Origin of the sequence: Pseudomonas sp. PA-6-3C, assembly GCF_021605825.1 — a bacterium.
Lineage (GTDB): Bacteria > Pseudomonadota > Gammaproteobacteria > Pseudomonadales > Pseudomonadaceae > Aquipseudomonas > Aquipseudomonas edaphica.
Window position 1 is genome coordinate 59,956 of record NZ_WKDV01000009.1, and the last position, 15,871, is coordinate 75,826.

Genomic DNA, 15,871 nt, shown 5'->3' on the forward strand with positions numbered 1-15,871 from the left:
GCGACGTATCATGGGTCAACCTTTCGAGGATGGCCCATGAACCTCAGCATCGTTTACGCACTCGCCGCCGCCGCCCTGTTCGGCGCCAGCACCCCGCTCGCCAAAAGCCTCGGCCTGAACCTTTCGCCCGTACTGCTCGCCGGCCTGCTCTACCTCGGCAGCGGTCTCGGCCTGGCCTGCGTGCGCCTTATCCGTGATCGCGGCTGGAAACCCAGCGGGCTGACCCGTGCTGAATGGCCCTGGCTGCTCGGCGCCATCGCCTTCGGTGGCATCCTCGGCCCGGTTGCCTTGATGTTCGGCCTCACGCGCACCGCCGGCGCGACCGCCTCCCTGATGCTCAACCTTGAATCGGTGCTGACTGCCGTGATCGCCTGGCTGGTGTTCAGAGAAAACGCCGACCGCCGCATCGTCCTCGGCATGCTCGCGATCGTGCTGGGCGGCGTGGTGCTGTCATGGTCCGACGGCGGCGGCGCCAGCAACGACTGGACCGGGCCGTTTGCCGTGGCGCTGGCGTGCGTGTGCTGGGGGATTGATAACAACCTGACGCGCAAAGTCTCGGCCTCGGACGCGCTGTTTATCGCCGGCGCCAAGGGCTTGATAGCCGGGCTGGTGAATGGCAGCCTGGCGCTTTACCTCGGCGCGCAGATACCGGGTGTGGCACAGCTGGCGCCGATCTTGTTGGTTGGGTTTTTGGGGTATGGCATCAGCCTCGTCATGTTTGTGCTGGCGTTACGCGGGTTGGGCAGTGCACGCACGGGCGCTTACTTCTCGACGGCGCCGTTCCTCGGCGCGGCTGTTGCCCTGCTGATGTTTGGGGAATCGGTAACGGTGGCGTTCTGGATTGCATCAGCGTTGATGGCCGTGGGCGTGTGGTTGCACCTGACGGAGCGGCATGCCCATGAGCATCTGCATGAAGCGACGGAACATGGGCATCGGCATGTGCATGATGAACATCATCAGCATGAGCACGGGTTTGAGTGGGACCCGGCGCAGCCGCACAGTCATGTGCATGTTCACAGTGTGATGCGGCATAGCCATGCGCATTTTCCGGATGTGCATCATCGGCATCGGCATTGAGGATGGCGTCTTTGGCAGCCATATAAATGGGTTTGGGCAACGTCCTACAGCTCATTCGGAAGCGTCGGCCTGCCGCTTCAAAATTGCAAAGCCTATAGTCACTCGGTCGCCCACAGGGCGAACGGGTTTGGCGACTCGACTATTAAGACGGCAGAAGTCTCCCGGCAGATTTGCGGGATGCGCCTGCACGCAATAAGCTGCTCAACGGCTGCTGTGCGTGGGAGACCTTCGGGTCTGCCGGTCTTTGTCCGTTCTTATACCGGTTCGCCAACCTGCGTACAGCGGCCACCTTTTGTTTGGCGACAAATGCGTGGCTCATATTCCTCTAAGTGAACGGACTTAACGCATGAACCAATACATAGCCCTCACCAGCAACGACAGCGCCACCCCTGCCCTTTTTGTCGATACCACCGTCCCCCTGGAAATTCTCCTCGACGCCGCGAGTTTTCGGCTGCGTGCCGTCACCCAAGTCCTTGAGAACCTTGCACTGCGCAGCGAGATCAGTAGTGATGCCGTTGTTCTCAGTGATTTTGCCCTGCTGTGCTCAATCCCGTTACGCGACGGCTGCGATTTGCTGGACGTCATAGGCCGACGCATGGATGTACCCGGCGCGTGATCTAGAAACGGCAGCTTTCAAACTCCAGAGATCACAAAACCCCTGGTCTCTCCCGAAATCAGGGGTTTAATTGCCTCGCATGGAGCCCGTGACAAGACTCAAATAAATCTGTCCTTTTCCTTTCTCAGACGGCGGCTTTAGCATCCACCTGGTAAAAATCCGCCATGTAATCCACAAACGCCCTGACCTTGGGCGCCAAGTGCCGGGATTGCGGGTACAGCGCGTAATAACGCCACTCGCCCATCGAGTAGTTGGGCAGGATGGGCACCAGTTGCCCTTGCGCCAGGTTGTTGCGCACCGTCGCATGCGTGAAGCAGCCGATGCCTGCGCCGGCCAGTGTGGCGGCGTGCAAGGCAGTGATGGTGTTGGTCTTGAATTGGCCTTTGGGCGTGACGCTCACGGTTGCACCACGGGCCGAGGTGAGTTGCCAGTCTGATGCCTCCCCGACAAACCTCAGCAAGCGGTGCTCGTCGAGTTCCTGGGCGGTGCGCGGTAAACCGTGGGTGTGGATGTAGGCAGGCGACGCCACCAGCACGCGTTTTGAAACGGTGAGGGTGCGAGCGATCAGCGTGGTATCGCCCAAAGCGCTGGCGATGCGGATGGCGACATCGAAGCCCTCGGCCACCAGGTCAACGAATTTGTCGTCGCAGCACAGCTCAAGTTCGATATCGGGATAACGCTTCTGAAACCCCGGCAGCCAGTGCGGCAAGTCCAGCGTGCCCACCACCAGCGGCACACTGACCCGCAACAGGCCTTCGGGGCGCTGATGCCCCTGTGCCATGGCCTGGGTAGCTGCATCGAGGCGGTCAAGAATATCGACACAGGCTGCGAAGTACTGCTCCCCAGGGCCGGTCAGGCTGAAACGTCGGGTATTGCGGTTGATCAACTGAACGCCCAGTTCAAGTTCCAGCTGCTGCAACTGCCGAGATATCGTCGAGTGGGTAGTATCCAGCCGCTCTGCCGCAGCAGAGAAGCCCTTGGCCTCGACAATGCACCGAAAGGCGCGCATGGCAGATAGCTGGTTCATGAAGCGGGCGTTACTCCAATGAGTGATCAGGCTGATCAGTGAACCGGCAAGGCGACGATTTGCGCGGTGGTCAGCACTGAACCGAAGGTGTCTTCGATCTCGGCCAGCGCCGAGTCATGCAGTTGGTCTTTGGTCACCGAACGCCCATTGGCGCGAGTGATGGCGCGGGTTGCCGTGGCGTCGGATGCTACCACAACGTCGTAGCCCAACGGCGTGGCGTCGCGGGCTGCAGCGGCGACACAGGCGTGGGTCATCAGGCCGGAAATGATCAGCGTCTTGATCCCGGCTTTCTTCAGCTGGGCATCAATATCGGTGCTGGCGAACACGCTGACGGTGGTTTTCTGAATAACCTTGTCCTGCGGGCGTGGCTGCATCAGCGGATGGAAATCCACGGTCTTGCCATCTTTGGCAAATACTGCGGCGCCATTTGGAGCGATGTGCTGCACGTGGATCACCTGGATGTGTTCCTTGTCTGCGAAGGCAATCAGGCGCTGAGTGTTTTCCAGGGCTTTCATGCCATCCGGGATCGGCATGCGGCCGGTGTAGTACTCATTCTGGAAGTCGATCACCAACAGTGCGGTGGTCTTGGCATCCAGTTTGTCAGCCGGCTTGGCACCGAACATGGCGCGAATGGTTGGGTGTGGGTTAGCCGGTGCCTCGGCGGCGGCAGCAAACTGGCCGAGGCCCATCATCAAGCCCAGGCCGATGACGGCAGATTTGAACAGCTTGGGCAGAAGGCGGCTCGATGGAGTGGCGAATGTGCAAGTCATGATGCAGTCCTGTTTGACGAGTTGAATTAGGGTGCTGAAAGGCCGACCGTTAGCGCACAGACAAGCCGACGACCTGGGACGTGGTCAGCACGTCACCAAAGGTGTCTTCAATTTCAGCGAGTGCCGAGGCATGCAGTTGGTCCTGGGTCACCGACTCACCGTTGGCACGGGTGATTGCCCGGGTCGCCGAAGCATCGCTAGCAACCACAATGGCGTAGCCCAATGCCGCACCATCACGGGCCGCACCCGCGACACAGGCGTGAGTCATCAGGCCGCAGATGATCAGGGTACGGATGCCCTGGTGCTGAAGTTGGTTGTGCAGGTCAGTGCTGGCGAACACGCTGACGGTGGTTTTCTGCACCAGTGTGTCTTGAGCGCGCGGCTGCATCAGTGGGTGGAAATCGACGGTGTTGCCGTCCTGGGCAAACACTGCGGAACCGGCCGGTGCGAGGTGCTGGATGTGAATGACCGGGATCTTGTGCTGGTCGGCGAATTCGATCAGGCACTGGGCGTTATGCAGCGCGGCCGCACCTTCGGGGATCGGCATCTTGCCGTTGAAATATTCGTTCTGGAAATCGATGACCAGCAGTGCGGTGGTGGCTGGGTCAAGCTGGGTGACGGGTGTTGCGCCAGACATTGCGCGGATGGTCTGCTGAGAGGGGTTGATCATTTGTGCGTTTCCTTAAACCGTAACGGGGTGAGTGGCGTCGAGTTTAAGGGGGGCTTTCATGTTTGAAATACACACAGGAATGAACAATATCTGTGCAAAAACTGCACATTTATTGCGAAATAAACCGGTCGTGTCCAGCTAATATCAGGCAGTTAAGAGGTCACTTTATTGTGGCGAGCAGGCCACCCCTGTGTTGATCCACGAAGCGGTGTAAGCACTTTCTTACTGGCCCACCAAGAGAAGTGAGCGATTGAATAAATCCGTCCCGTTTTTCAGTGTTAGCCAGTTGAGGTGGGATTGGTATACCAGCCATACCGGATCTGGTATCCACCCTCACAAAAAAGCCCCCCACACTTGGCTTCGATGTGGGGGCCTGTTTTATATAAGTGGCGTTATTCTAATTTCGCTTTCAATCTAACTTTCGTGAACCGTCGCAATCGGCCAATCGAAACCGACCGATCGCTTCTAGAAACCCGGGCTATTTACCTATATCTGGGTGTGGGTGTGAGCCTGTAACGAATCCGGCACACCAGTGCGAATTAACCCACCTTCCTCAATCCACGTTTGGGTCGACTGGTAAGCGCGCTTTAGGAGCTGATCTGTTTGGCTGAAATCGAATACCGAAGCATTTAATGGGCACAACGGCGCAACAACGTGAATAGACGCCCGCGGAGCGTACAACTCAATATCACGTACCAGTTGACGCATGCTCATTAAATTGAGTGTGTGCAAGGCTAATGCAACGAGCCCGATCGGCGGATTAGGGCAGGCACAACCGAAACCAGTTGGTACCACAACAACACGAGTGGCCCCTAGTGAGATTGCACTGGCAATAGGTGTGTTGCTAGCCACGCCACCGTCAATTAAGAGTTTGTTACTTATTCGGACGGGTGGAAACACCAGCGGGATTGCTGCACTGGCGAGTAAGGCCTGTTCAGCACTGCCACTGGAAAGTAACTCTTCAGCACCGCTGAGCAGATTGGTGGTGACGATATACAAAGGCAACTCAGTATCTTCGATCAATTTCACCGGCAGCGACCGGCGCACCAGGTGTTGTAACGCTGAAGCGCGTAGAAGATATCCACGACGTCGCAATATTGCCGTCAGGGTGTCGATTACAGAAAATGGAAACACATCCGCCTTTCGCAAACCCCGCCAGAAGTCAGCGAGCTCAGCGATCCCCTGCGCATTCGGCCTGGCTGCGAAATACGCACCATTGATGGCCCCGACAGATGCGCCGACCACCAGATCGAATCTAATGCCGTCGTCCACAAGAGCTTGCAACATTCCAACCTGAACCGCACCGAGGCTACCGCCACCTGCGAGAACGAGTGCAGTTTTTACAGTCGCCATGGCAGACCTCCAGTGGAAATCTCAGTACCATTTTTCGAGTGCCAACATCCAGGCAGTTGGGAAATCACCATGATGCTCACATATCAAAAACAGACTGGTACTCCGCAATTGCCGAAAAAACCTTTAAACGCGCTCGGTGCAAAAGCACTCTTACGTTAGTCAGCGATATTCCGAGGAGCGTAGAAATTTCATCCAGCTCCAATCCAGAGCGCTCTCTCAGTATCAACACGCTTCTTTGCAGATCCGGTAGCGCCTCAAGAGCAACGTTAATTCGAGCATATAGCTCGGATTCGCTCAGAAGTGCTTCGGGGCTATCTTCATGCAACGCCCCAGGCGAAGTGTAGGAAAGATCATCTACAAATAAAACGCTTCTTCCTTCAACCCAAGAGGTACATGGGATACAGTTCGATTCACTGCGCCGAGCTTTGTATCTACATTTCGCCGTATTCGACGTGATCCTTAGCATCCAGGTTTTTAAGCTGGATCGTCTCTGAAATTTCCCCATGCCTCTCACAATCGCAAGCCATGCATCTTGCACTACATCGTCCGCATGGCGCGGCCCCACGATTCCATAAGCTATGGCCCTCATTGCGCCCTGATGCGTGCACACCAAATCACGATATGCGTCTTGTTCTCCGCGCAATAGGCGGTCCAAAAAATGAGCGTCATCCGTGGCGTTCATGGCAGTACCTGACTGTGGTCCTATCATGATCGTAGCTGTCCTTGGCAGGAATGATGGTTCGGATCAAGAAATGCCTGAACCGCTCATCGCACTGCATCGCTTGATGATCTCGGATACTCATCGCACTCGAGCCCTCAAGAGGACATACGGATCAATCCCTCCGCTGGATGCACAGCACAGAGAATCAAATAAGGGAGGAGATTAGGTATGGCAATGAATCGCCTTTGCTTTGATTGACACCATTGAGTTGCAGCTACCTGCCAAAGTTAGCCAACCGCATACCCAATCAACGGCGCAGAGATGCAATGCATTTCGCGAACAACAAACACACCAAAAATGCGCACTAGTCCCATGACGGCCCCATGGGGCTATTTTTTGGACGCCAAAAACCACAAACCCCCGACTTTCACTAGGAAAATCAGGGGTTTGTGTTTGTAGAATGTGGCGGTGAAGGAGAGATTCGAACTCTCGATACAATTTCTTGTATACACACTTTCCAGGCGTGCTCCTTAAGCCACTCGGACACTTCACCGTATCTCGTCAAACCAGTTCAGTCTGTCGAGGCGCGCTAATGTAGTCGAAAGCCTTTCTGATGGCAAAGGTTTTTTTCAGAATTTTCATGCGCTTAGACGGTTATGCCGGGACTCGCTCGGTGAGGGGTGGTGAATCTGCCATTCTTGGGCATCGGTTGCGGGTGTCTGGCGCGGCGGCTGTGCCCTGCTGCGGGCCGTCTACCCTTGGGAATGCGGGAAAAGTCTGACTGTGTAGTCAGTCACGGCGCTTTACCGGGGCGGGCGTGGTGGGTAACGTCTGCGCATGCGCTTCTATTAACAGCCTATCTATAACAATTCCTACAAGGAACCGCGTCATGAGTGAGTTGATTGCCTACCACCTCGAAGACGGTATCGCGACCCTGACCTTGAGCAACGGCAAGGTAAACGCCATTTCTCCGGCAGTGGTTGCTGAGTTCAACGCTGCGCTGGATCAGGCCGAGAAGGATCGGGCGGTGGTGATCATCACCGGCACGCCGGGGATTCTGTCGGGTGGTTATGATTTGAAGGTGATGACCGCTGGGCCTAAAGAAGCCATTGGCCTGGTGACATCGGGTTCGACGTTGGCGCGGCGCCTGTTGTCGCACCCGTTCCCGGTGATTGTGGCGTGCCCTGGGCATGCGGTGGCCAAGGGTGCGTTCCTGCTGTTGTCGGCGGATTACCGGATTGGCGTGGAAGGCCCGTTCAGCATTGGCCTGAACGAAGTGGCGATCGGCATGACCATGCACCACGCCGGTATCGAGTTGGCGCGGGATCGTCTGCGTAAATCGGCGTTTCATCGCTCGGTGATCAATGCCGAGATGTTTGATCCGCAGGGCGCGTTGGGCGCTGGCTTCCTGGATAAGGTGGTGGCGCCGGAGGAGTTGCACGCAGCGGCCCTGGAGGCTGCGCGGCAGCTGAAGAAGATCAATATGAACGCCCACAAACACACCAAGTTGAAGGTGCGTAAGGCACTGTTGGAAGCCTTGGATGATGCAATCATTCAGGATCAGGGCCACAACCTGGGCTAATGCCCTATAGCTGAGTAGCTAAAGGCAACATCTGTTCTGAGCGGGCTGTTGTGGCGAGCGGGCTTGCCCCGCGTTGGGCCGCGAAGCGGCCCCAGTAAAGGCACTGAGGTTTCGCCTGAAAGAACGCGGGGCCTGGTTTTGGGGCTGCTTCGCAGCCCAACGCGGGGCAAGCCCGCTCGCCACAGAATAGGTGGCCGCCATACCTAAAGCTGATGTGCCAAAGCCCGACCTTGAGTCGGGCTTTTTCTTACAAATAAATCCGAAACGTCTTTAGCCGCTCTAGTCGGGCTATGTCGGCATACGTTGAAACATGTGCTTAAACATCGCCCATCTCCTACGTCTGTAGGGGCAATTGCCGAATACAGTGCACATCCGTACACTGCGCCACCTTTTGTCCCGATGGGCTGTGTCGATGCTTTTTCTGTTACGTATGTTGTTGATGGGCCTGCACTTTATGGTCGCCGGGGTATTGGGCGTGCTGTTGGGTGTGTGCCGGCCGTTCAACCCGGACAACAGCCGCCTGTGTGCTCGTCTCTATGCGTTGCCTGCCATGCGTATCCTGGGCTTGCGCCTTAAGGCCGATGTCGACTCGTTGCGTAACAAGCCCGGCACCTGTGTGGTCATCGCCAACCATCAGTCCAACTATGACCTGTTTATATTCGGCAATGTGGTGCCCCATCGCACGGTGTGTATCGCTAAAAAGAGTCTGAAGTGGGTGCCGTTGTTCGGCCAGTTGTTCTGGCTGGCGGGCAATGTGTTGATTGACCGCGGCAATGCGCACAAGGCGCGCCGGGCGATGCTTACGACCACACAGACCTTGCAGCATGAGGACACCTCGATTTGGGTGTTCGCCGAAGGCACACGCAACCTGGGTAACGGCTTGCTGCCGTTCAAGAAGGGCGCGTTCCATATGGCGATTGCGGCTGGCGTACCGATTGTGCAGGTGTGCGCCAGCACTTACGTCAAGCATATGCAGCTCAATCGCTGGAACAGCGGTGAGGTGCTCATACGCTCGTTGCCGCCGATTCCTACCGTCGGGCTGACTTCGGATGACATCCCGGCGTTGATGCAGACGTGTCAGGCGCAGATGGAGGCATGCATTGCCGAGATGGACCATGAGCTGCAAACCGCTTGGGCACCTGCGCCTTTGTGATTGATGGGGGGCTTCGCCCCCAGCGCAAGCAAGCTTGCTCGCCACAAAAAGCTGACCTCTGCACCGCAACAAGGGAACGCCATTCAGGCTAAGCTGCCCAACACCTGTCCTCCTAATAAGAAGCGATCTGCACCATGGGTAGAGTTGTTGCGGCAGCCGTTTACAGCGCCGGTAAGAAAGTCACGGATATCACCCTCGACGAAGGCGCCGCCTGGGCCGCCAAACCCGACCATTTTGTGTGGATCGGCCTGGAAGAACCCAGCGCCCAGGAGCTGGCCAACCTGCAACGCCAGTTCAACCTGCATGAACTGGCCATCGAAGACGCCCTGGAAAAACACAGCCGCCCCAAGCTTGAAACCTTCGGCGATGCGCTGTTTATCGTCACCTACTCACCGGTGCGCGAAAACGGCAAGCTGGAGTTTATCGAAACCCATATCTTCGCCGGCAACGGCTACATCATCACCGCCCGCAACGGTCATTCGGCGTCCTACGGTTTTGTGCGCCAGCGCTGTGAGGCGCGGCCGTTGTTGCTGGAGCATGGGGAAGATTTCGTACTCTATGCGCTGCTGGATTTCGTCACCGAAAACTACCAGCCGGTGAGCGAAGCGATCCACGCCGAGATTGATGAGTTGGAGCGCAACGTGCTGTGCAGTTCCCTGAGCGAGCACGATATCCAAAACCTGCACGGCCTGCGCCGCGATGTGCTGCGGCTCAAACGGTATGTGGCGCCGATGGTGGAGATCAGCCAGGAGCTGCAGAAGCTCAGCTTCCCATTTATCGACAAGAATATGCGCCCGTATTTTCGCGATGTGCAGATCCACGTGACGCGGCAGATGGAGGACCTCACTACCCTGCGCGATATCGCCAGCCAGACCATCGAAATCGGTGTGTTACTGGAGGCTTCGCGGCAAAGCGTGGTGCAGCGCAAGTTCGCCGCCTGGGCGGCGATTCTGGCATTCCCCACGGCGGTGGCGGGGATATATGGGATGAACTTCCAGAACATGCCCGAGCTGCAATGGCACTACGGCTATTTTGCGGTGCTCGGGTTTATTGCGGTGGGCTGCACGAGTTTGTGGGCTAGCTTTAAACGCTCGGGCTGGCTTTAAGCCGCAGCCTCTGGCTTGTGGGCGACAAAGCGCATCATCCATTCAGCCACGGTGGCACCGTGGTGGTCACGCGCAAGGCTGGCCACGCCGTGGGTGTAGACCTTTTCGCCCAGGGTTGTCTGAAGAATCTCCAGTAACTCGCGGGAATAGTCGTGGATAAACTCCGGGTGGCCCTGGAAGCACAGCACCTGGTCTTCGATGTGGTACGCGGCATACGGGCAAAAATCGCTGGAGGCGATCACCGTGGCGTTGTCCGGCAGCGCGGTGACCTGGTCCTGGTGGCTGATCAGCAAGGTCAATTCTTCCACCACCGGGCTCATCCACGGCGCTTTGGCGTTGAGCTTGTAGTCGTGGATGCCCATGCCCCAGCCTTGGCTGGCGCGTTCGGTCTTGCCACCCAGCAGCAACGCGAGTAGCTGGTGACCGAAACACACGCCCAGCAGCTTGTCGCCACGCTCGTAGCGCTCAAGCACGTAGGTTTTGAGGGTCTGGATCCACGGGTCGGTCCCGAAGGAATCGGCCTTGCTGCCGGTGATCAGGTAGGCGTCAAACACCTCGTCAGCTGGCGGGTATTCGCCCTGCACCACGTTGTAGATGACGAATTCGGCGGCAATCGGTTGCTTGGAGAACAGGCGCTTGAACATCTGCCCGTACCCTTGGTATTGATCGATCAAGCCTGGACGCAGGATATCGGTTTCCAGGATACAGACGCGTAGCGACATAAAAAATACCTGACACGGTGATGGGAATAATGCACAGCCCAGAGCCTGCCTTGAAACACCCCAGCAAAGCAAGTCCCGCCAAGTGACTACCTGTGGGAGCGGGCTTGCCCGCGATAGTGGTGTGTCAGCCACTGCAAATATCGGCTGATATGACGCTATCGCGGGCAAGCCCGCTCCCACAGGGGTTCTCCATCATTCAAAACAGGGCGGTTTGATCAGGCAAATAGTTCACCCCGTGCAGCCTTCTCAAGCAACAACGCTGGCGGTGAGAACCGCTCGCCATATTGCTCGGCCAGGTAACGCGCCCGGGCAATGAAGTCGTTCAGGCCATACTGGTTGATAAACTGCAGCGCACCGCCACTCCACGCGGCAAAGCCAATGCCGAAGATAGAGCCCACATTGGCATCCGCCGTGGACATCAACACGCCCTCCTCCACGCACCGCACGGTTTCAATCGCCTGAATAAACAGTAAACGGTCGCGCACATCCTGCGCTGAGATCTGTTTGCCGGGTTGTTCAAAGCGGGTTTTCAGCTCGGGCCACAGATGCTTGTGCCCGCCTGCGGGGTAGTCGTAAAAACCGCCGCCTGCCGCCTTGCCCGTGCGTTTGTATTCATTCACCAACAGGTCGATCACAGCCGTCGCCGGGTGAGCCGGCACTTGCTTGCCTTCGGCTTGCAGATCCTTCGCCGTCTGCTGTCGGATATGGCTCATCAAGCTGAGGGACACTTCATCCGACACCGCCAACGGCCCCACCGGCATACCGGCCTTGCGCGCTTCGATTTCGATCATCGGCGCTGCCACACCTTCGCCGAGCATGGCGATGCCTTCGTTGGTGAAGGTGCCGAACACCCGCGAGGTGAAGAAGCCGCGGCTGTCGTTGACCACGATCGGGGTTTTCTTGATTTGCAGTACGAAATCAAAACCTCGGGCCAGGGTTTCGTCGCGGGTGTGAGCGCCCTTGATGATTTCTACCAGCGGCATCTTGTCGACGGGGCTGAAGAAATGCAGGCCAATGAATTGGCCTTGATCGGGCACCGCTGTTGCCAGGCCAGTGATGGGCAAGGTGGAGGTGTTGGAAGCGATCACCGCCTCGCTGCCGACCACGCTTTGCGCCGCCGCCGTGACCCTGGCTTTGAGTTCACGGTCCTCATACACGGCTTCGATGATCAGGTCGCAACCGGCCAGGTCGGCATCGGAGGCCGTAGGATGAATCCGCGCCAAGGTGCTTTCCCGCTGTTCGGCGGTCAATTGCCCACGACTGACTTTCTTGTCCAGCAGCGCGGCAGAATGCGCCTTGCCCTTCTCGGCCGCCGCCAGGTTGATGTCCTTGAGCACCACCTCAACGCCCGCACAAGCACTCACATACGCAATGCCCGCGCCCATCATCCCGGCGCCCAGCACGCCCACCTTACGCGTGACATAAGGGGCAAAACCTTTCGGCCGTGAGCTGCCGGCGTTGATCTCATTGAGCTGAAACCAGAAGGTGCCAATCATGTTTTTCGCCACTTGCCCGGTGACCAGCTCGGTGAAGTAGCGGGTTTCGATCAGGTGCGCAGTGTCGAAATCCACTTGGGCGCCTTCTACAGCCGCACAGAGAATTTTCTCCGGCGCGGGGAAGCAGCCATTGGTTTTACTGCGCAAAATCGACGGCGCGATGGCCAGCATCTGCGCAACTTTTGGGTTTGACGGCGTGCCGCCGGGGATCTGGTAGCCCTTGTTGTCCCACGGTTGTTTGGCCTCGGGATTGGCCAAAATCCAGGCGCGGGACTTGGCCAGCAGCTCATCGCGATCCGCCGCCAGCTCATTGATCAAACCCGCCTGCAATGCCTGCTGCGGCCGCACTTTTTTACCTTCCAGCAAATACGGCAAAGCCTTCTCCAGCCCCAGCATGCGCACCATGCGCACTACCCCGCCGCCGCCCGGCAACAGGCCCAGGGTGACTTCCGGCAGGCCAAGCTGAGTAGATTTGTCATCCAGCGCAACGCGGTAATGACACGCCAGGCAAATCTCCCAACCGCCGCCCAGCGCTGCGCCATTGATCGCGGCCACCACCGGTTTACCGAGAGTTTCCAGGCGGCGCAGTTGCGCCTTCAACACCAGCACGCTGTCGTAGAAAGCCTTGGCGTGGGCTTTGTCGACTTTGATCAGTTCATTGAGGTCGCCACCGGCGAAGAAGGTCTTCTTCGCCGAGGTGATAACCACGCCGGCGATGTTGGCCTTTTCCGCCTCAAGGCGTGTGACGATGGCCGCAATGGCCTCCCGGTACACGCCGTTCATGGTGTTGGCGCTCTGGCCGGGCATGTCGAGGGTCAGCACCACAATCTGGTCCTGGCCTTTTTCGTAACGAATGGCTTCGGTCATGACAAATTCCTTGGGCTCAGAGGCGTTCGATGATGGTGGCGATGCCCATGCCACCGCCGACACACAGGGTGGCCAGGCCGTAGCGCTGCTGACGCACCTCCAGCTCGTCGAGCAAGGTGCCGAGGATCGCGCAGCCGGTGGCGCCCAGCGGGTGGCCCATGGCAATGGAACCGCCGTTGACGTTGACTCGAGCGGCGTCTATGCCCATGTCTTTGATGAACTTGAGGACCACGGAAGCAAACGCTTCGTTGACCTCGAACAGGTCGATGTCTTCAACGCGCAGACCGGCTTTGGCCAACGCCTTGCGCGTCGCCGGTGCGGGGCCGGTGAGCATGATGGTCGGGTCGGTGCTGGTGACCGCCGTGGCGACGATGCGCGCCCGCGGTTGCAGGCCTAGTTCGCGGCCCTTGGCCTCGGAGCCGATCAGCATCAACGCAGCGCCGTCGACAATGCCGGAGCTGTTGCCGGGCGTGTGTACATGGTGGATACGCTCCACATGGCTGTAGACCCGCAGCGCGGTGGCGTCGAACCCCATCTGCCCCATCATTTCGAAGCTTGGCTTGAGCTTGCCGAGGCCTTCGAGGGTGGAGTCACCACGGATAAATTCATCATGGTCCAACAGCACGATGCCGTTCTGATCCTGCACCGCAATCAGCGACTTGTTGAAGGAACCGTCTGCACGAGCCCTGGCCGCTTTCTGCTGGGACTGTAGGGCGAAGGTGTCGACGTCCTGGCGGGTGAAGCCTTCGAGTGTAGCGATCAGGTCCGCACCAATGCCTTGTGGCGTGAAGTGGCTGTGCAGATTGGTCTGCGGGTCGAGCACCCAGGCGCCGCCGTCGCTGCCCATAGGCACGCGGGACATGGACTCGACACCGCCGACCACCACCAGGTCTTCGAAGCCCGAGCGCACTTTCATTGCGCCAAGGTTCACCGCTTCAAGGCCCGAGGCGCAGAAGCGGTTGATCTGCACGCCAGCAACGCTGACGTCCCAGTCGGCCACCAGTGCAGCGGTCTTGGCAATGTCGGCGCCCTGGTCACCCACCGGGGTGACGCAGCCAAGGACGATGTCATCTACCTGGCGCGTGTCGAGGTCGCTGCGTTGCGCCAGCGCCGTCAGCAGGCCCGCCACCAGGTTGACCGGTTTGACGCTGTGCAGGGCACCATCGGCCTTGCCTTTGCCACGGGGCGTACGTATCGCATCAAAGATCAAAGCTTGGGTCATGACATCCTCGAGCAGCCAGTGCGTGTGTGCCTACCTTCAGGCCCGATTGACACGGTTTCAATGACCGATGCGCTCATTGCTTTTGACCCCCTCGCTCGGACGAACGGTAGGCAGCTATGGGAAACCGCTGATTAATCGTTTTAGCTGTCTAGCCCTAGGGCTGGCGCCAAGATGGCACTAAGCCTCATGCCGTTTTTAGCGCAAATACTGATTAGCTGATATGAAATGGATCTAAGCCGCGAAGAACGAGGGCTCTAAGGTTGAATCAGTAGGAAGCTGCTGCCGGGTTTTGCTGGGGCAGTTGTAAGAAAAGTGCAACGTCACATCGCGATACTGAAATTTATCGGCACGCATTTGACGCTCAGGAATAACAACAAAAGGCAGTCAGCCATGTTTAAACATTCGAAAGTACGTCAGGCGGGACTTATTCTGTTCGCCACCACACTGATTCTGATCCTGCCCAATTTAACCAAGGTTATCGGGTGACGATTCAGCCTCCAGATTCCGTGCACACACAGCACCAGGACTGCAGCTTTTGGCAGCACCTGCCAGGACATTGCGCATAGCGGTCCTGTTGCAGGGGCTGTCTTTTTGCGCGCAGCTTTCCGGTATTGTGGGCGCCACCGCCACCTAGAACCGGGCTCTCCCTTGAAACCGATCCTTGCCTTCCTCGCTTTGCTGTTGGCCCTGCCGGCAACGGCCGCGCAATTGACCATCGAACTCGACCACACCCGCAAGACCTGGCAGACCGCTGAGCTGCTCAAGCACCCGGATGCGCAGACGGTGCAGATCGTCGATGACGTTTCCTACAAGCGCACTATGACCTATCGCGCCGTGCCGCTGGCCTCTCTGCTACCGGGTCTCACGCCTGCGAACCATCTGCAAGCCGTGGCCCTGGATGGGTTCGCCGCAGAACTGACAGCCGCGCCGCTTCTGGAGAAACACGGTGCCCGCGCCTGGCTGGCAGTGGAAGACCCGGCCCAGCCGTGGCCTGCACTGGCAGACGGTAAACCGAGTGCCGGGCCGTTTTATCTGGTATGGACCGACCCGCAAGCCGGGCATATCAGCCCTGAACAGTGGCCGTTCCAGGTGTCCGAGATCAAGCAATTGAAGACGGTGGCTGAGCGTTTTCCGGCCTTGTTGCCTGACCCGAAGTTGGCGGCGAATGACCCGGTCAACCAGGGCTTTGCGCTGTTTCAGAAGAATTGCCTGGCGTGTCATCGGCTCAATGGCGCCGGCGATGCGCAGGTGGGGCCGGACTTGAATATTCCCTACAACCCCACCGAGTATTTCAGCGGGGATTTCCTCAAGCGTTACATCCGCGACCCGCAGAGCTTGCGGCATTGGCCACAGGCGAAGATGCCGGCGTTTAACGCCAGTGTGCTGCCCGATGGCGAGTTGGATTTGCTGGTGGGGTACTTGAAGCATATGGCGGGGCGTAAGCAACAACCCTAAGCCCATCACAAATCCAATGTGGGAGCTGGCTTGCCTGCGATAGCGGCCTGCCAGCCCGCACAGGTGTAGCTGACCCACTGCTATCGCAGGCAAG

Annotated in this window: 14 protein-coding genes and 1 tRNA gene; 6 read left to right on the forward strand and 9 right to left on the reverse strand. The window is 58.1% G+C overall.

Annotation, left to right across the window (positions count from 1 at the left end; all coding sequences use genetic code 11):
* Positions 1–36: 36 nt before the first annotated feature.
* Positions 37–1,077, forward strand: a complete 1,041-nt coding sequence (locus GIW48_RS08505) for a DMT family transporter (RefSeq protein ID WP_236460254.1) — start codon at positions 37–39, stop codon at positions 1,075–1,077.
* 346 nt (positions 1,078–1,423) lie between these two features.
* A complete protein-coding gene (locus tag GIW48_RS08510) occupies positions 1,424–1,693 on the forward strand; it encodes a short-chain dehydrogenase (protein ID WP_170039313.1) in 270 nt (89 codons plus the stop codon).
* A gap of 124 nt (positions 1,694–1,817) precedes the next feature.
* Here the strand turns inward: GIW48_RS08510 and GIW48_RS08515 are convergent, their stop codons facing one another.
* The 6 genes from GIW48_RS08515 to GIW48_RS08540 all read right to left on the reverse strand — a co-directional run bounded on the left by GIW48_RS08515 (position 1,818) and on the right by GIW48_RS08540 (position 6,727).
* Complete coding sequence (locus GIW48_RS08515) at positions 1,818–2,720, reverse strand: LysR family transcriptional regulator (protein ID WP_026013790.1); 903 nt, start codon at positions 2,718–2,720, stop codon at positions 1,818–1,820.
* A 35-nt stretch (positions 2,721–2,755) separates the two neighbouring features.
* Positions 2,756–3,490, reverse strand: a complete 735-nt coding sequence (locus GIW48_RS08520) for an isochorismatase family protein (protein ID WP_236460253.1) — start codon at positions 3,488–3,490, stop codon at positions 2,756–2,758.
* Positions 3,491–3,539: 49 nt separating this feature from the next.
* The gene (locus GIW48_RS08525) at positions 3,540–4,160 is read right to left on the reverse strand and encodes a cysteine hydrolase family protein (protein WP_236460252.1); all 621 of its coding nucleotides are present in this window, start codon (positions 4,158–4,160) and stop codon (positions 3,540–3,542) included.
* A gap of 486 nt (positions 4,161–4,646) precedes the next feature.
* Positions 4,647–5,513: a patatin-like phospholipase family protein gene (locus GIW48_RS08530; protein WP_170039321.1), complete on the reverse strand. Its 867-nt coding sequence runs from the start codon at positions 5,511–5,513 to the stop codon at positions 4,647–4,649.
* Between the two features lie 76 nt (positions 5,514–5,589).
* On the reverse strand, positions 5,590–6,195 hold the full coding sequence (locus GIW48_RS08535) for an RNA polymerase sigma factor (protein ID WP_170039323.1): 606 nt from the start codon (positions 6,193–6,195) through the stop codon (positions 5,590–5,592).
* Positions 6,196–6,637: 442 nt separating this feature from the next.
* Positions 6,638–6,727 (reverse strand) — tRNA-Ser (locus GIW48_RS08540).
* Positions 6,728–7,063: 336 nt separating this feature from the next.
* Here GIW48_RS08540 and GIW48_RS08545 point away from each other — a divergent pair.
* From GIW48_RS08545 to GIW48_RS08555, 3 genes are all read left to right on the forward strand, one after another.
* Positions 7,064–7,756: a crotonase/enoyl-CoA hydratase family protein gene (locus GIW48_RS08545; protein WP_017138321.1), complete on the forward strand. Its 693-nt coding sequence runs from the start codon at positions 7,064–7,066 to the stop codon at positions 7,754–7,756.
* 412 nt (positions 7,757–8,168) lie between these two features.
* Positions 8,169–8,909 carry a lysophospholipid acyltransferase family protein gene (locus GIW48_RS08550; protein ID WP_236460250.1) on the forward strand — a complete coding sequence of 247 codons (741 nt, stop codon included), beginning with the start codon at positions 8,169–8,171 and terminating at the stop codon, positions 8,907–8,909.
* A gap of 134 nt (positions 8,910–9,043) precedes the next feature.
* Positions 9,044–10,015 (forward strand): magnesium and cobalt transport protein CorA, encoded by a 972-nt coding sequence (locus tag GIW48_RS08555; protein ID WP_099548771.1) that lies wholly within the window; start codon positions 9,044–9,046, stop codon positions 10,013–10,015.
* Here GIW48_RS08555 and GIW48_RS08560 read toward each other — a convergent pair.
* The 3 genes from GIW48_RS08560 to GIW48_RS08570 form a co-directional block, all read right to left on the reverse strand.
* On the reverse strand, positions 10,012–10,737 hold the full coding sequence (locus GIW48_RS08560) for an amidotransferase (RefSeq protein WP_017138323.1): 726 nt from the start codon (positions 10,735–10,737) through the stop codon (positions 10,012–10,014). The two genes, GIW48_RS08555 and GIW48_RS08560, sit on opposite strands and share 4 nt — an antisense overlap.
* Before the next feature lie 215 nt (positions 10,738–10,952).
* Positions 10,953–13,100, reverse strand: a complete 2,148-nt coding sequence (locus GIW48_RS08565; RefSeq protein WP_236460249.1) for a 3-hydroxyacyl-CoA dehydrogenase NAD-binding domain-containing protein — start codon at positions 13,098–13,100, stop codon at positions 10,953–10,955.
* A gap of 16 nt (positions 13,101–13,116) precedes the next feature.
* Positions 13,117–14,322 carry an acetyl-CoA C-acetyltransferase gene (locus GIW48_RS08570; protein WP_017138325.1) on the reverse strand — a complete coding sequence of 402 codons (1,206 nt, stop codon included), beginning with the start codon at positions 14,320–14,322 and terminating at the stop codon, positions 13,117–13,119.
* Positions 14,323–14,970: 648 nt separating this feature from the next.
* On the opposite strand from GIW48_RS08570, the gene GIW48_RS08575 reads away from it, so the two are divergent.
* Positions 14,971–15,777 (forward strand): c-type cytochrome, encoded by an 807-nt coding sequence (locus GIW48_RS08575; protein WP_017138326.1) that lies wholly within the window; start codon positions 14,971–14,973, stop codon positions 15,775–15,777.
* The last annotated feature ends 94 nt before the right edge of the window (positions 15,778–15,871 follow it).

Bases quoted from the DNA above. Each gene is read 5' to 3' on its own strand.
- GIW48_RS08505 (WP_236460254.1), top strand. From the start codon at position 37: ATGAACCTCAGCATCGTTTACGCACTCGCCGCCGCCGCCCTGTTCGGC.
- GIW48_RS08510 (WP_170039313.1), top strand. From the start codon at position 1,424: ATGAACCAATACATAGCCCTCACCAGCAACGACAGCGCCACCCCTGCC.
- GIW48_RS08515 (WP_026013790.1), bottom strand. From the start codon at position 2,720: ATGAACCAGCTATCTGCCATGCGCGCCTTTCGGTGCATTGTCGAGGCC.
- GIW48_RS08520 (WP_236460253.1), bottom strand. From the start codon at position 3,490: ATGACTTGCACATTCGCCACTCCATCGAGCCGCCTTCTGCCCAAGCTG.
- GIW48_RS08525 (WP_236460252.1), bottom strand. From the start codon at position 4,160: ATGATCAACCCCTCTCAGCAGACCATCCGCGCAATGTCTGGCGCAACA.
- GIW48_RS08530 (WP_170039321.1), bottom strand. From the start codon at position 5,513: ATGGCGACTGTAAAAACTGCACTCGTTCTCGCAGGTGGCGGTAGCCTC.
- GIW48_RS08535 (WP_170039323.1), bottom strand. From the start codon at position 6,195: ATGAACGCCACGGATGACGCTCATTTTTTGGACCGCCTATTGCGCGGA.
- GIW48_RS08545 (WP_017138321.1), top strand. From the start codon at position 7,064: ATGAGTGAGTTGATTGCCTACCACCTCGAAGACGGTATCGCGACCCTG.
- GIW48_RS08550 (WP_236460250.1), top strand. From the start codon at position 8,169: ATGCTTTTTCTGTTACGTATGTTGTTGATGGGCCTGCACTTTATGGTC.
- GIW48_RS08555 (WP_099548771.1), top strand. From the start codon at position 9,044: ATGGGTAGAGTTGTTGCGGCAGCCGTTTACAGCGCCGGTAAGAAAGTC.
- GIW48_RS08560 (WP_017138323.1), bottom strand. From the start codon at position 10,737: ATGTCGCTACGCGTCTGTATCCTGGAAACCGATATCCTGCGTCCAGGC.
- GIW48_RS08565 (WP_236460249.1), bottom strand. From the start codon at position 13,100: ATGACCGAAGCCATTCGTTACGAAAAAGGCCAGGACCAGATTGTGGTG.
- GIW48_RS08570 (WP_017138325.1), bottom strand. From the start codon at position 14,322: ATGACCCAAGCTTTGATCTTTGATGCGATACGTACGCCCCGTGGCAAA.